The sequence below is a fragment of the Halostella litorea genome, assembly GCF_004785955.1.
Taxonomy (GTDB): Archaea; Halobacteriota; Halobacteria; order Halobacteriales; family Natronoarchaeaceae; genus Halostella; species Halostella litorea.
The window spans coordinates 17,913-32,006 of record NZ_SJER01000007.1 but is presented as its reverse complement, the minus strand read 5'-3'; the positions used below and the strand labels follow the sequence as shown (position 1 = coordinate 32,006).

The 14,094-nt window shown below is 60.4% G+C and carries 20 protein-coding genes; 14 read left to right on the top strand and 6 right to left on the bottom strand.

Annotated features, from left to right (window positions below; all coding sequences use genetic code 11):
• Nucleotides 1–10: 10 nt before the first annotated feature.
• The 3 genes from EYW40_RS17410 to EYW40_RS17400 all read right to left on the bottom strand — a co-directional run bounded on the left by EYW40_RS17410 (nt 11) and on the right by EYW40_RS17400 (nt 1,395).
• Complete coding sequence (locus tag EYW40_RS17410) at nt 11–232, bottom strand: hypothetical protein (RefSeq protein ID WP_135822928.1); 222 nt, start codon at nt 230–232, stop codon at nt 11–13.
• Between the two features lie 126 nt (nt 233–358).
• On the bottom strand, nt 359–1,000 hold the full coding sequence (locus EYW40_RS17405) for a hypothetical protein (protein ID WP_135822967.1): 642 nt from the start codon (nt 998–1,000) through the stop codon (nt 359–361).
• Between the two features lie 23 nt (nt 1,001–1,023).
• Complete coding sequence (locus EYW40_RS17400; protein ID WP_059058844.1) at nt 1,024–1,395, bottom strand: SHOCT domain-containing protein; 372 nt, start codon at nt 1,393–1,395, stop codon at nt 1,024–1,026.
• 181 nt (nt 1,396–1,576) lie between these two features.
• Between EYW40_RS17400 and EYW40_RS17395 the strand changes: the two genes are divergently transcribed.
• Entirely contained in the window at nt 1,577–2,962 is a 1,386-nt protein-coding gene (locus tag EYW40_RS17395; RefSeq protein WP_135822927.1) for a permease, read from the top strand.
• Nucleotides 2,963–3,117: 155 nt separating this feature from the next.
• Nucleotides 3,118–3,567, top strand: a complete 450-nt coding sequence (locus tag EYW40_RS17390) for a universal stress protein (protein ID WP_089650075.1) — start codon at nt 3,118–3,120, stop codon at nt 3,565–3,567.
• Nucleotides 3,568–3,581: 14 nt separating this feature from the next.
• Here the strand turns inward: EYW40_RS17390 and EYW40_RS17385 are convergent, their stop codons facing one another.
• Both EYW40_RS17385 and EYW40_RS17380 read right to left on the bottom strand, forming a co-directional pair.
• Nucleotides 3,582–3,977, bottom strand: coding sequence for an SHOCT domain-containing protein (locus EYW40_RS17385; protein WP_135822926.1), 396 nt, complete (start codon nt 3,975–3,977; stop codon nt 3,582–3,584).
• 28 nt (nt 3,978–4,005) lie between these two features.
• On the bottom strand, nt 4,006–4,566 hold the full coding sequence (locus tag EYW40_RS17380) for a DoxX family protein (protein ID WP_058365957.1): 561 nt from the start codon (nt 4,564–4,566) through the stop codon (nt 4,006–4,008).
• Nucleotides 4,567–4,680: 114 nt separating this feature from the next.
• Between EYW40_RS17380 and EYW40_RS17375 the strand changes: the two genes are divergently transcribed.
• The 5 genes from EYW40_RS17375 (at nt 4,681) to EYW40_RS17355 (ending at nt 8,616) form a co-directional block, all read left to right on the top strand.
• On the top strand, nt 4,681–5,031 hold the full coding sequence (locus tag EYW40_RS17375; RefSeq protein WP_135822925.1) for an ArsR/SmtB family transcription factor: 351 nt from the start codon (nt 4,681–4,683) through the stop codon (nt 5,029–5,031).
• A gap of 3 nt (nt 5,032–5,034) precedes the next feature.
• Nucleotides 5,035–5,310, top strand: a complete 276-nt coding sequence (locus EYW40_RS17370; protein ID WP_135822924.1) for a DUF7521 family protein — start codon at nt 5,035–5,037, stop codon at nt 5,308–5,310.
• A 136-nt stretch (nt 5,311–5,446) separates the two neighbouring features.
• Nucleotides 5,447–5,842: a hypothetical protein gene (locus EYW40_RS17365; RefSeq protein ID WP_135822923.1), complete on the top strand. Its 396-nt coding sequence runs from the start codon at nt 5,447–5,449 to the stop codon at nt 5,840–5,842.
• 146 nt (nt 5,843–5,988) lie between these two features.
• A complete protein-coding gene (locus EYW40_RS17360; RefSeq protein WP_049987864.1) occupies nt 5,989–6,186 on the top strand; it encodes a heavy-metal-associated domain-containing protein in 198 nt (65 codons plus the stop codon).
• A gap of 147 nt (nt 6,187–6,333) precedes the next feature.
• On the top strand, nt 6,334–8,616 hold the full coding sequence (locus EYW40_RS17355) for a heavy metal translocating P-type ATPase (RefSeq protein WP_135822922.1): 2,283 nt from the start codon (nt 6,334–6,336) through the stop codon (nt 8,614–8,616).
• A gap of 68 nt (nt 8,617–8,684) precedes the next feature.
• Here the strand turns inward: EYW40_RS17355 and EYW40_RS17350 are convergent, their stop codons facing one another.
• Entirely contained in the window at nt 8,685–8,978 is a 294-nt protein-coding gene (locus EYW40_RS17350) for a PadR family transcriptional regulator (protein WP_135822966.1), read from the bottom strand.
• Nucleotides 8,979–9,111: 133 nt separating this feature from the next.
• Between EYW40_RS17350 and EYW40_RS17345 the strand changes: the two genes are divergently transcribed.
• The 7 genes from EYW40_RS17345 (at nt 9,112) to EYW40_RS17315 (ending at nt 14,093) form a co-directional block, all read left to right on the top strand.
• On the top strand, nt 9,112–9,279 hold the full coding sequence (locus tag EYW40_RS17345) for a DUF1931 domain-containing protein (protein WP_135822921.1): 168 nt from the start codon (nt 9,112–9,114) through the stop codon (nt 9,277–9,279).
• A gap of 75 nt (nt 9,280–9,354) precedes the next feature.
• Entirely contained in the window at nt 9,355–10,407 is a 1,053-nt protein-coding gene (xseA, locus tag EYW40_RS17340; RefSeq protein WP_135822920.1) for an exodeoxyribonuclease VII large subunit, read from the top strand.
• A gap of 2 nt (nt 10,408–10,409) precedes the next feature.
• Complete coding sequence (gene xseB, locus EYW40_RS17335; protein ID WP_135822919.1) at nt 10,410–10,592, top strand: exodeoxyribonuclease VII small subunit; 183 nt, start codon at nt 10,410–10,412, stop codon at nt 10,590–10,592.
• A gap of 208 nt (nt 10,593–10,800) precedes the next feature.
• Nucleotides 10,801–11,079, top strand: a complete 279-nt coding sequence (locus EYW40_RS17330; protein WP_135822918.1) for a hypothetical protein — start codon at nt 10,801–10,803, stop codon at nt 11,077–11,079.
• A 6-nt stretch (nt 11,080–11,085) separates the two neighbouring features.
• Complete coding sequence (locus EYW40_RS17325) at nt 11,086–11,505, top strand: DUF7985 family protein (RefSeq protein ID WP_135822917.1); 420 nt, start codon at nt 11,086–11,088, stop codon at nt 11,503–11,505.
• A 27-nt stretch (nt 11,506–11,532) separates the two neighbouring features.
• On the top strand, nt 11,533–13,266 hold the full coding sequence (locus EYW40_RS17320) for a DUF8186 domain-containing protein (RefSeq protein WP_202614590.1): 1,734 nt from the start codon (nt 11,533–11,535) through the stop codon (nt 13,264–13,266).
• The gene (locus EYW40_RS17315; protein ID WP_135822916.1) at nt 13,263–14,093 is read left to right on the top strand and encodes a hypothetical protein; all 831 of its coding nucleotides are present in this window, start codon (nt 13,263–13,265) and stop codon (nt 14,091–14,093) included. The genes EYW40_RS17320 and EYW40_RS17315 overlap by 4 nt, the downstream gene beginning before the upstream one ends.
• Nucleotide 14,094: the final 1 nt, after the last annotated feature.

The following is a 14,094-nucleotide window of genomic DNA, read 5'->3' as shown; positions in this document are numbered from 1 at the left end:
AACGGACCGATCAGCAACAGCTGGTGTCGTCGGGAGTCCACTCACACGCATTGCCGGTAGTAAGGTTGTTTTCGTCGATATATGCGGAGAGGCAGGCGTAGTTACAGAAGTACTTGGGCGAGCCACAGTCATCATCGCAGTCGCGGACGCAGATGGGGTCGTGGTCGAAGATTCGAGATTCACAGTACGCACACGTCTCGTCTGGTTCGGGTGTTGAGACGGTCGTCGACATACTCGTGTTGAGGAGGCTCTCACGGATAACGTTTCCTCGGGCTGTACTGAGTGATGCCAATCACCAGTCCGCATTATCACCCACAGATGTCCCCCGCAGAGCTGTAAAGCCGCCCGTCACAGTCCCTCAGCTCCTGGTTCGCGTCACCCGTCGATATCCTTCGTACAGGGCTGGTAATCCGAGCGGAAGTGCGAGGAACCCGAACCCGAGAAGGGCATATCGGTCTCTATCCTGGTGTCGCACGACGAGGAGCGTCGTGACGATGCCGAATAGCGCAATTGTGTATGCCGTGTTGCTCCAGAGCACGTCGTAGGTCGAACAGTACAGCCAGCAAACGAACGTGTAGGCTGGGGCGTTCCAAGTCGGAGGATGAAGTTTCGGCCAGAAGAACCGGCAGTACGTGGTCCAGCCCAGCATCGCCAGGGTCGGCAACCCGACGAGCCATACTGCTGCCCCACGGCTCCTGTCGCCGTATCGCCGGTATCCGGCGAGGAAGAGTGCGGGGAAGCAGAAAACCCACAGCCAGATGCCGATAGTGTAGGTCACTGGCCAGTGCTCGATGCGGGGCTGTACAACCGGCAGCCGTACTGCCTCGGGCAGCGTCGCCCACGGGAACGAGGGGTCAGGAACGGGGTTCGTGAGGAACGCGACCAGACAGAGCCCCGTCCCGACGAGTAGTCCGTACAGCCCCAGCCTCGTGTATCGGTCGAGCCACGGTGGAAGCTGCAGATGCCTTGGCTCTTGACGGCGGTCGGAGAATCCGGTCATCATTCAAGTTTCCCGGGTGGAAATCAGGTATCTCGTTCGAGTGCCTCGCGTCGCTGTTCGTATTCCTCGTCGGTCAGCTCTCCGCGGGCGTAGGCGACCCGGAGCTCCTCGAGGGCTTGGTCTGAGCTACTCTCACTTCCCGTAATCGCACGGTAGATGAGGTAGCCACCGCCGAGGAGGGCAGCGAGGAACAGTAACTGCATCACGATGCCGACGATGAACATCCAGCCAGGCATCGTCCCGTCACCCCACATGTGACCGCCCCACATCCCGCCCATCATTGGGCCGAACCCCATCATCCCGAAGCCCATGAAGAACAGTGGGACGATGAATACGGCGCCGATGATAACGAGGAGGAGCGTAACAAGTCGCGTGTCGTCTGAATTTGTCGGCATATTGTAATCCCTCCGTGAGTTTGGGTCTCAAGTAATACTACGTCCTAACTATTCAATGCGGTTGTGCCTTCGACCTGCGTGTTCTACCCACCGCTAATCTTTTGAATTCATACTTACCGCGGCTCTAACCCGAACTATCTGAAGGAAAACTGCAAAAGATGATCCGCACGATGATACATCTATGCAGGTGACGATGGTCGAGGGCATCTTCGAAGCCCTCCGAATCGGTGTCGGCTTCCTCTGGACGGCGGCGTGGGCGATCATTATGGGTCTCACGATCACGAGTCTCGTCCAGGTCTACGTCTCCAAGGAGCGAATGGCACAGGTGCTGGGCGACGGTGATCTGAGTGGGCTCACCAAGGCGACCGCGTTCGGCGCGGCGAGCAGCGGCTGCAGTTTCGGCGCTGTCGCTATCGGGAAGGGCCTGTTCAAGAAGGGAGCGCACGCGGTCAACTTTCTCGCGTTCATGTTCGCGTCGACGAATCTCATCGTCGAACTCGGGCTGATGATTCTGATTCTGCTCGGCTGGGAGTTCCTCCTGGCGGAACTGCTGGGCGGCCTCATCCTCATCGCCGTGATGGCGGTGATCGTCCACCTCACGCTCCCCGAGAATCTCTTCGACCAGGTCCGGGAGACGCTCAACGAGCGCGACCGTGAGGCGGGCGTCACCGAAGACCCCACCTGCGGGATGGAAGGCAAAGACGAGTACACGCTCACGACCGACGGTGGGGAGACGCTCAAATTCTGCTCGGAGGGCTGTATGGAGACCTACCGCCAGGAGACGTCGAGTCGCGGCGGGTGGCGTGACGAGTTGCTGTCGTGGGGTGGCTGGTACAAAATCGGGAATCAGTACCGCAAGGAGTGGTCGATGATCTGGAAGGACATCGTCGCTGGCTTCCTCATCTCGGGGTTCGTCATCGTCTTCGTCCCCCAGTGGGTGTGGAACACGCTGTTCATTCAGGGCGACGGCCTGCTCGTGACCGCCGAGAACGCAATTATGGGTGTCACCATAGCCGTCCTCAGTTTCGTTGGCAGTATGGGCAACGTCCCGTTCGCCGTCGCGCTGTGGGGCGGTGGCGTCAGCTTCGCCGGGATCATCGCGTTCGTCTACGCCGACCTCATCACGATCCCCGTGCTGAACGTCTACCGGAAGTACTACGGCTGGAAGATCATGCTGTACATCCTCGGCGTCTTTTTCGTGACGATGGCGTTCACCGGCTTCCTCATGGAGCTGCTGTTCGACGCGCTGGGAATCGTTCCGGATCTGGCGGGCGGCGAGACGGCGACCGAGCAGACGTACTTCAAACTCAACTACACGTTCTATCTCAACCTCATCGCGTTCGCGCTCTCCGGGTTCCTGCTGTATGTTTATCGTCGCGGTCTCGGTGCTCCCGGCCAGTACCGCGATCCCGTCTGTGGGATGCGGACTGACGACAGCGAGCCATCGGCGACGCACGACGGCGAGACGTACTACTTCTGCTCGCAGACCTGCAAGGAGACCTTCGGAGAAAACCCGGACGAATACGCCACCGGGCATCCGATGGTGATGGAGGGGCACGACCACTGACGGACAGCTCGTTGATGGTTCACAGTCTCGATTGAGTACGTCAGTCGTGCTTGGACACATCCGCTGACGCGGCCATACTGAACACGCTACCGTGACTCTTGAGCGCAGAGAATTGGAAGCCGAATTTATGATACCCGCCTTTGAATTCTGACTGAATGTACGACCGAATTCTCCTGTCGACCGATGGAACTGTTGCGTCTGAAGATGCTGAAACGCATGCACTCGAGCTCGCAGCCGCTCACAACGCAGTCCTCTATGTGCTCTACGTCGTTGACGAGGATGTCGTAACTGCGTACAGCGGGGACGAGTACGTCGACGAAGCCGAAGGTCCCGAACACGGTCTCGAAGAACACGGCGAGGAGACGCTTTCCGAACTCCGACGTCGAGCCGCAGAAACCGATGTCGATGTCGAGACGGCAATGCAACATGGCCGCCCCGCTGAGACCATCGTGGACCACGCAGACGACTGTGACGCCGATCTCCTCGTGCTCGGTACCAAACGCCGGCCGGACGAATATCGTGCGTTGCTCGGAAGTGTCACCGACCGCGTCCTTCGGCTGACGACGCGTCCGGCAACCGTCGTGAAAACCGAAGTCAGCGAGTAGGGAACGACCGTCCGTTACCGTCCATCATCTGATGTGAGACGGGCGCGACGGCGGTCAAACTCCTCGTCGTCGATCTCGCCACGGGCGTACCGCTCTTGGAGGACGGCGAGTGCGCTATCCTCAGTGGGGCCGTTCGATTGCGACCGCGTTCCCAGCCAGTAGATGAAACCGAGGGGGACGGCGACGAGGAGTGCCATCCACAGGAGACCGAACAGCATCATCCCCCAGCCCCAGCTACCCCATCCGGCCATGTGGCCGTCGTTCCACATCCCGTCGTGCCAGCCCCACATCATTGCATCTGGGACAGTCGCGTGTGTTAGCGCCATTCCGGCGACGACGGCCAGAGCCAGCGCTCCGACGACGATGAGTCCCAGAGAACGAATCCCGCGTGCTTGAATTGGATTTTGCATTGTTGTACTCCCAAAGGTCTCGGCGTGGTTAGCCGAGGATGTATTCGAGGGCGGGGTAGCGCTCGACGAGCGTCTCGCCGCCGACGTCGTAGTTCTCGATGTACTGGTCGAGGCCCAGGATGCGGCCCGCGGCGAACGCGGCGACCGCGAGGAACACGAGCATGTACGCGAAGTCCCCGTTGATGAACCCGTGACCCATGTCCCAGTTCCCGAAGTAGAACATGAGCATCATGAGCGCGCCGAAGAACGCCGCGAGGCGGACGAACGCGCCGACGAGCAGGCCGAGGCCGATGAACAGCTCGCCCCACGGCACGGCGACGTTCGCGAACTCGACGAACCACGGCGTGCTACCCATCCACGCGAACATGCCCGCGAGCGGGTTGCCGTTCGTCGCCGCGACGTTCGACAGGTAGCCGCCGGCGGCGAACTCGCCGGTGATCTTCGTGAACCCGGAGTACGCGAACGCGTAGCCCATCATGAGGCGGAGCGCGAGTACGAACCACGCGCTGAGGCTGTGGACTTTCCCGCCGACGGTCAGGCCGCCGACTCTGCTCTCGAGCTGGTTCATGCCGGAGTCGAGTGTGGACATAATTATTGCACCTTCAACTATCAGTAGGCGGAGTAAGACGATATAATAGCGAGCCGGCGTTCTGAGTCAGAAAACCGGGGGGCTATATTACGCTCCTGTCGCGAGTACGGACGTGTGACTGAGGAGGCCGACCCGTCGGACATCTTCGCCACGCTTGACGACGAGTACGCCCGCGACATCCTCGTGGCTACGAAGACCGACCGACTGTCCGCGAAAGAACTCAGCGAGGAATGCGACATGTCACGGCCGACCGTCTCACGCCGTGTCACGCGCCTCGTCGAGCAGGGCCTCCTCGAGGAGTACACGCACGTTGATCCCGGCGGACGACATTACAGCGAGTACGAGGCACGACTCGAACGCATCGAAGTACTCCTCCGAGCGGAGGGGTTCGACGTCCAGATCGATGTCCGGCCGGACCCCGCCGACCGGATCACGTCCATCTTCGAGGAGATGCGGGGAGACTGACTCATGGAACACACGTTATTCGTCATCGGCAAGCTGTTCACGACCGCGCTGGCGCTGGTCATCGCGTACCAAGCCTATCGTGGGTACCAACGGCATCACACGCAGTTGCTCCTGTACGTCGCCGCTGGCTTCGCACTGGTCGGGCTCGGCGGACTTCTGGAAGGAGTTCTCTTCGAGATACTCCAGGTGTCGATCTTCCAAGCAGGATTCGTCGCAGCAGTTGTCACCGCAGCCGGGATGCTGTCAATTCTCTACGCCCTGTATGCCCCGAACCCCTGAGTATTCGGGACGTTCATTCGAGAAGCGTCCTCTGGGCGTCGTTCCTTATTCGAAGTCGCTATTGTTCGGATTCCCTTATTCTCGCTAGTGTAGGGTCGCAGCGGGAATTATGTCCGCACCAGTCGTACAATATCGTATGATTCGAACACTCGTGGGTGTCCTCGGCGCTATCTCAGCACTGTTCCCGGACAAGATCGTCGGGCTCTTCGAGAAACTCGCGATTGCGAACCCAAGTGAGGGAACTGTGAGAGGGTGGGTCCGTCCAGCTATCCGGTCGGAGGGCGTTCTGATAGCTGCGATTTCCCTCCGTAACGGGCGAGCATACGCGTGGCTGATGAATCTTACCGGCCTGTTCGGCGCGATCGTCCTCCTGTTTCCCGATCTGTATCGGAGATTTGCCACCGCGTTCCTGTACGAGCGTCCGGAGTCGATAGAATGGAATGAGCGATTCCGCTCGGGTATTCGGGCTATCGGCGCACTATATGTCTTTTTAGCAGCGAAGACGTACAGGGAGCGCCACAACGAGACCTGAATCTTCCCGCCATCGACAGCTGGTGAATCTGTGATTTGGTTCGTTGCGCCCGCTGGTGTTACTTGGATTCTAAAGTTTGACCCCCAAGAGACCAGTATGATCGAAGGGGAAATCCGCTAAAGAGAGGGAGACGTATGTACCTCTGTATGACGACGACCATCACCGTGGAAGGAATGTCGTGCGGTCACTGTGAGCAGACGGTCGAAGAGGCCCTTGAAGAGGTCTCTGGCGTGACTTCCGTGACCGTCGACAGGGAAAGCGAACAGGCAAGTGTCGAGGGTGAGGCAGAGGTCACGGCCCTTGTGGAGGCCGTCGAAGGCGCAGGGTACACCGCTCACGCCTGAGTATAGGAATTAACGGATAGCACGGACCGCTTCGAGACGACGGTCTACAGTTGCCTTTGGAGTTTGCCTACGATGGTCCTGCTGTACGGTTTCAGGGGGCGAAGATTCAGGAAGCCAGCGAATCCACCTCTACAGAGAACATGATCTATGGATGACCACAAAGATACAACTGAGAATTCCCAGGGAGGAGAGGATCAGCAGGACACCAGCAGTCACCAGCACGAACACGGCGACCACGATGAAGCGGTCGGTGAATCTGACGAAGAAGGGGTAGAACAGGAGCTACTGGAGGACGAGGCTCACCCTGCTGCGGCGAATGAAATGGCATCTCACGAGCAGCACGAGCACGCCGGACACGAGGGCGAAGGGCACGACCACGGTTCCCACGAGGGCCACGGTGAGGGCCATGGCGGGATGCACGAAGGCCACGAGCAGATGTTCCGCCGGCGCTTCTTCGTCTCGACGCTCCTGTCGATTCCCGTCCTCCTGTACAGCGAAATGCTCCAGGAGTGGCTCGGGTTCTCCGTCCCAACGTTCCCGGGGAGCGAGTGGATCAACCCGGTGTTCGCCGTCATCGTCTTCGCGTACGGTGGGGTGCCGTTCCTCCAGATGGCGGCGCCGGAGCTGAAAGACCGGGCACCGGGGATGATGACGCTCATCTCGATGGCGATCACCGTCGCGTTCGTCTACAGCCTCGCGAGCGTGGTGTTCCCGACGCAGTCGGCGTTCTTCTGGGAGCTCGTCACACTGATCGACATCATGCTCCTCGGCCACTGGATCGAGATGCGGTCGGTACGCCGGGCCTCGAGCGCCGTCGACGAACTGGCGAAGCTGATGCCGGACACAGCGGAACGACTCACCGAGGACGGCGAGACCGAAGAGGTCCCTGTTAGTGAGCTCTCCGAGGGAGACCTCGTGCTCGTCCGGCCGGGCGCGAGCGTGCCCGCCGACGGCGTCGTCGAGGAGGGAGATTCAGACGTCAACGAGTCGATGATCACGGGTGAGTCCAAGCCCGTCTCGAAGGAACCCGGCGACGAGGTCATCGGTGGGACGATCAACGGTGACGGCAGTCTCCGTGTCCGTGTCGGTGCGACGGGCGAGGAGACGACGCTTGCTGGCATCATGCGTCTCGTCGAGGAAGCTCAGCAGAGCAAGTCCAAGACGCAGGTGCTGGCCGACCGCGCGGCCGGCTGGCTGTTCTACGTCGCGCTCGGGGCGGCAGTCGTGACCGCAATCGCGTGGACGGTAGCGGTGTCGTTCGATGCGACCGTCATCGAGCGCGTCGTCACGGTGCTCGTCATCGCCTGTCCGCACGCTCTCGGTCTCGCCATCCCCCTCGTCGTCGCAATCAACACCTCCCTGGCTGCGCGCAACGGGATGCTCGTCCGCGACCGCATCGCGATGGAGGACGCACGGAAGCTGGACGCGATCATCTTCGACAAGACGGGGACGCTCACCGAAGGCGAGCACGGCGTCGTCGATATGGCGACCGTCGACGGCGTCGACGAGGACGACGCGCTCGCACTGGCTGCGGCCGTTGAGAGCGACTCCGAGCACATGATCGCGCGAGCCATCCGCGAGGCAGCTGACGAGCGTGATCTCAGTGCCCCTGATGCGTCCGGCTTCGAGGCAATCAAAGGGCGAGGGGTCCGGGCGAACATCGATGGAAGCGAGGTGTATGTCGGCGGTCCGAATCTGCTCTCACAACTCGATAGCGAGATCCCCAACCATCTCCAGCACTTCGCTGACAAGGCCGGACAGAACGCCCAGACGGTGGTGTATCTCGTTCGCGACGGAGAGTTGATCGCCGCGTTCGCGATGGCCGACGTGATCCGCGAGGAGAGTTTCCGCGTCGTCGACGCGCTCCACGATCTAGGCATCGAGGTGGCAATGCTGACCGGCGATTCGCAGGACGTCGCCAACGCTGTCGCCGACGAACTGGGCATCGATACGGTGTTCGCGGAAGTCCTCCCCGAAGACAAGGACAAGAAAGTCCAGGAGCTCCAGGACCAGGGGAAGCTCGTGGGGATGGTCGGCGACGGGGTGAACGATGCGCCGGCGCTGACGCGGGCCGACGTCGGTATCGCGATTGGGAGCGGTACCGACGTCGCCGTCCAGTCGGCGGACGTCATCCTCGTTCAGAACAACCCGATGGACGTCGTTCGGCTGGTAAAACTGAGCAAGGCGAGTTACCGGAAGATGCAGGAGAACATCGTCTGGGCGGCCGGCTACAACATCTTCGCGATTCCGCTTGCAGCAGGCGTGTTGGCACCGATTGGGATTCTGCTCTCCCCCGCTGTGGGTGCGCTTCTGATGTCGTTGAGTACAGTGATTGTCGCAATCAACGCACAGCTCCTCCGCCGCGTGGACCTGTCCATCCCTGAGCTTCCAAGCGGGACACCAGCTACGGAGGCACAGCCCGCTGAGTGAGCCCTATTCTGGCTACTTCAAGAAGAATTCCGCCGTGTTGACCGTCACTTCGGACAGTCCTATGGGTGCTACGTAGGAATCGCTTCTTTGTTTTCGAGATACTGGGTTTCCCACTCACGACGTGCCTCTATTTCACGCTGACCGCGCTGAGTGACTGTGTATACGTTCGTCCGCTTGTCGAGTTCACCCTTCTCGAGCAGTCCTTTGTCGACGAGGTCGTCGAGATTCGGATAGAGGCGGCCGTGGTTGATCTCCTGTTCGTAGTAGTCGTCGAGTTCGTCTTTGATTGCGAGCCCGTGTGGTTCCTCGAGCCCGGCGGTTACATACAAGATGTCCCGCTGGAACCCAGTTAGATCGTGCATCCGTCTGTTCTCTATTTTGAGGGGTGGCATATGTTCTCTCTGGTACCCCGAGGCGATGTTGGCTTGACTGGGCCTGAATCTCGCGTGAAAACTTCGAACCTTTATATAGTGGACAGGTGAATTCCGCGATGGAATGTCTGACCTGATCGTCAAAGCAGCCGTGAAGGACGCACTCTCGGACAACAACGTCTCGGCAGATTTCTACGACACTCTGAACGAGGAGGTCGCCGAACTGCTCGACGATGCGGCAGAGCGTGCCGAGGCAAACGACCGGAAGACTGTCCAGCCCCGCGACCTGTAGGCCTACTTAGCGTAGCCACCTCCGTCACTCGAACGTAGCTTTTTGAGGTTCCTGCTCGGAAGTTAGGAAACGGAGATGGCGGACGCACCGGATACCGAACGGCAGGCGGTCGAACCCGATGGGAGAGAGGTCCTTAGCGTGTCCCAGCTGAACGACCGGATCGCGTCGGTCGTCCAAGACACGCCTGCCCTCAACGGAGTCCGCTGTATCGGGGAGGTCACTGACCTCCACAAGAACAGTACGGCGCTCTACTTCACGCTGACCGACGGCGACGCCGAACTCCCTTGTATGATCTGGGCGAACCGTTACCGGGAGATGGACGCCGACCTCGAGGACGGGACCGAAGTCATCCTCGAGGGCGATATCGACTACTGGGTCGAAGGTGGGAAAATCGACCTCAAACCGTGGGAGGTGATCGTCGTCGGCGACGGCGACCAGGCGGCTGCCGTCGAGCGACTGCGAAGCGAACTCGAAGAGCGTGGCTGGTTCGACGACGAGCAGAAACAGCAACCGCCGGCGTTCCCGGAGCGGGTCGGCGTCGTCACGTCCCTTCGAGGAGACGCCCGGTACGACATCCAGAACGCGATCCACGGACAGGACCCCACCGTCGACATCCTGGTGAAGGACGCAACCGTCCAGGGGTCGAACGCGCCGACGTCCATCGCGAACGGCATTCACCATCTCGACCGCTCGGAGGACGTCGACGCCATCATCGTCGGTCGGGGCGGTGGGAGCGATTCGAACCTCCAGGCCTTCAACACCGAGCGGGTTGCGGAGGCGATTTTCACCGCGAATACCCCGGTGGTCACCGCGATTGGACACACCGATGACCGGCTTATCGCGGATCAGGTGGCGGACGTCGCGACGATCACGCCGACCGCCGCTGGCGAGTATATCGTGAACTCCCGCCAAGAGTTCCTGGCGAGTGAGATCGAGCCGCTGGAGCAACAGCTCGACGCCGCGTACGAGACCTTCCAGCAGGACCACGAACACGAACAGGAGCTCGCCGAAGCAGTCGATGAAGCGACCGCACCCGAGGGCCTCCCACCGATTTACTACAAGGTCGCCATCGTAGTGCTGCTGTTGCTGTTGTTGGTCATCACCGGACTTTGGCTGGGGGTGATCTAACCGTGGCAAACGACTCCGAAATCCACGATCGACTGAGTCGCGTCGAGGAGATTATTGAGCAGCTCGATGCGGATGAGTGCGACCTTGATGAAGGTACTGCACTCCACGAGGAAGGTGAGGAACTCTTGGCCGAAGTGCGAGAGATCCTCGACGAGGGGAGCGGCGAAGTTGTGGAGCTCGAGTAAGCGAGCTGATTCTCAGCTTTAACCAACAGACTCCCCACCGCACTCGGCATGTGTTGGTTAAGTCTTTTCTACGAGGGCAACAAGTAATTTGGTTATAATTTACCCAACAAATTTGCAGTCATTGCTGGCCAGAAAGCATTTAGGTATCATCCAGCTACCGCGTCAATATGTACCGGGACTGAGCCGGTGCATACCCATACCGGCATGTATGATTACGAGGTCAGTCACCATCGAGGACATCGATGACCTGTACCTGATGTGGAACGACCACATCAACGCCTCCGCCCTCTATCGCCGCGCCCTCCGCGAGGAAATGGAAGTCCGCGGTGTTGACCCCGATGAACTCCGCGACCTCCTCGAACGGGCCCGCGAGCAGGGCTACACGGTCGACGAGATCGCAGAGGACACCAACCGCTTCGACGACCTCCAGTCGCTCGTCGAAGAGCAGCAGAACCAGCCACCAGCTGGAGACGCCACAGATGATTGACTCGCTATGTCACACGATCAGACTCCCTCCGACCCTGAGCGTAGCGTCGAAAACCAATCACCGCTGACCGGGAAGATACCCCGGCAGGCAGCGCTCACCGTCGTCCTCCTGAGCCTGTTCGCTGTCCAGCCGGTCGCCGCCCAGAGTAACGCGGTCTGTAGCGCAGACAACCTCCCGAGCATGATTGAGGGGTTCTTCCAGCTGACCACCGCGCTGGGAATCGTCGGCCTCGCCATCGTCTGGCAGGCTGACTCCCTCATCGAGATGTTCACCCTCAATCCCGAGCAGAAGAAGGGCCTCAAGCGCCACAAACGGTCGGCGATGAAGTCCGCGGTCGTCCTCGTCGTGCTCGGCCCGCTGTACACCGTCGCCGGGTCGATGATGGGCCTCCCGCTGGCGCAGTGCGTCGACCTCGTCCCCTGGTAAGCACTACGCAACCCCCGTGCGAGCCCTATGAACCACCGAGAGCTCTCCGTGCTCATGGCCGGCTTGCTCGCGACGAGCCTAGTCACGGGTATCGTCGCCGCTGACCCGCCGCGACCAGGTACGGAGGGGAACGGGCTCACGGAAAACGAGTCGGCAACGCTGTGGTCACGTGATGCGGACAACTACATCAGCCAAGAAGAGTACCGCCAGCGCTACGGCGAGAACCGCTCCGCCGTCCATCAGGTCGCCAACGGGACGGACGTTACGTTCAAACGACCGCCGGCGACTGCGGCGACGTGGACGCGGAACGACTTCGAAGACCTCGACGCCGGCGGCCCAGATACGTCCGTACATCCACCGCACGCAGACCTCGAAGACGGCGTCTTCATCGAGGATGCTCACGCGACGATCTTCGCGGTCCAGCCCTCTACTCGTGGACACCTCGAGTCCGGTGAAACCCCACTCTACATCGCACCGAATGGTACGATGCGCGGGTTGGTTGATTACCGCGTTCGTGTGCCCAACGGGAGTTCCTCCGGCAACACGACTATCTCGTGGTCGCTCACGGAGCACGAGATCGAAGAAGTCCGGTTGAAGAAGGACGGCGAGACCATCGCCGAGCGTGACGGGGCCCATACGCCTGCCCTCGACTACCAGATCGAGGACGACTGGAGTGCGAATCTCACGCTGGAAGCGGAGATTAGCGTCCGGCTGAAGAAAACCGTCAGAACCGACCTGGGTGACCGGACGGACGTCGACGTCACCTATCGGACGGAAACACGGAACGTCTCCGATTCGATCGCCGTCGAGATCTACGACCTCTCGGCGTACCCCTACTATGCCGAGTATCCGAACGGCGACGCCGGCGTGGCCATCTTCCAGTCGCGGCCATGGCAGGGGTACACGCTCACGGATGACGGTGAGGCACGGGTCCGTGGCATCTGGCGGTTCTACACCGCTCGGAACACCAACTGGGACACGCTCGTCCGGTCGAATCGCACGGATAGCGCCACCGTCGAGTCAGACGCGATTCCGGTGTACGTCCATGCCTATCCTTCGCGGATCGGGCCGCGTGCCGAGCCGGTTCGAGACGGGCCGGAACTCATCGAGACCTGGGGGACTGACCGCCCGTCACCAGTCGGCACCATCGGTGAGAACATCAATATCGACATCGTCAACCAGTCCTACACGACGACGTACGGCGTCGCCGTTCGAGCTGAGAACGTCGATCGAGAGGCGCTGCACGTTGGGGGAATCGTCCGGGGAGTGAATGCGTCAATCGTCGAGCCGGACGCCGGCTCCGAGCGACAGCTCCGCCGCAGTAATCTCACTGTCGAGGTCATCCAACAGAATCAGTCGCAAGCCACGCTCAGGGTCGAACTGCGGGACAATCAAACTGGTGCGCCGATTGCGCTCGACGATAGCCGTCAGTATCCAATCGGCGGCACCACCCGGAACGGGTACATCACGGTCGCGGATCAGCGCGTCGAGACCAACGCCTCGGGGGTGGCGATCGTGACCATCGACGAACCGGGCATCTACACGGCTCGGTACCATCCGGGCTCGTGGCTCGGTCACGACCCGGCGTACGTGAGCGATACCGCGACGGCCCGCTGGCACCCACTCGGGACGATCGACGGCTGGTTTGCGCTGGTGTTCGAGGTCGGCTGGCAGCTCCTGCCGTTCTTCGTGATGTTCTACGCTGGCAAGCGCCTCTTGCGGATGCTCGGCCCAGAAGACATCTTCGGACAGAAACCATGACTCAGGACAATCCCCACCTCAGTAGACGGACCGCCCTCCGAACAGTCGCCGGCGCCTCTCTCGTGAGCATGGCCGGATGCCTCAACAACGGCGATTCCCCGGGTAACGGGAACTCAACACCGTCTGATGAAGGAGGAGTCATCCAGCAAGTCACTGTAGAGGGGACAGAACTCGTCGTTGAATACTCCTCAGAGGAGGAAGTCGACCAGATCAACCTCGTCCAGCCGAATGGGGAACTGTTCGGTCAGCGAGAAACCGCTGCTGGGTCACAGCAGGTCTCTTTCGAGATCGGAACTTCTTACGAGCCTGGAGAGTATACTGTTGTGGCTCTCAGCGGTGAAGAAACGCTAGCTGAGAGTTCCTCACTGATTCAGCCGGAAATTGGAATTCAAGAGGTCGGTCTTTACCGGAATAACCCTGAGAAGCCGTGGGACGAAGTCTACGGAGATACCGAGACGGATCGGCTAAAGAACGGGGAAGCGTACGTCACCGTCGAAAACACCGGAAGCGGACCAGAAGCGGTTGTTGAGTTAATTTTCTCCGGTGATGTTCCAAACCCGGTTGAAGATCCCCGAGGTAGCGGGATGTATGAAACCGAGCAGGTGGTGATCTCGCCGGGAGAAACTACCGACTTGTTCAGTGGTTCGTTCCCGTTTGGGTCCGAATCTGAGGAGGGAATGGGGTGCTCCCCGGACGGGAACAGCGGCCAGTTCACTGTCACAGTCCGAACCCAGGTTGGCGGCGACCAGGTGTCGGAATCCTTCGATGTACAGTACTTCGGATCCACGGAGATGAGTGACTGCGAGGTTTCAATCACGGAGGCCTAAC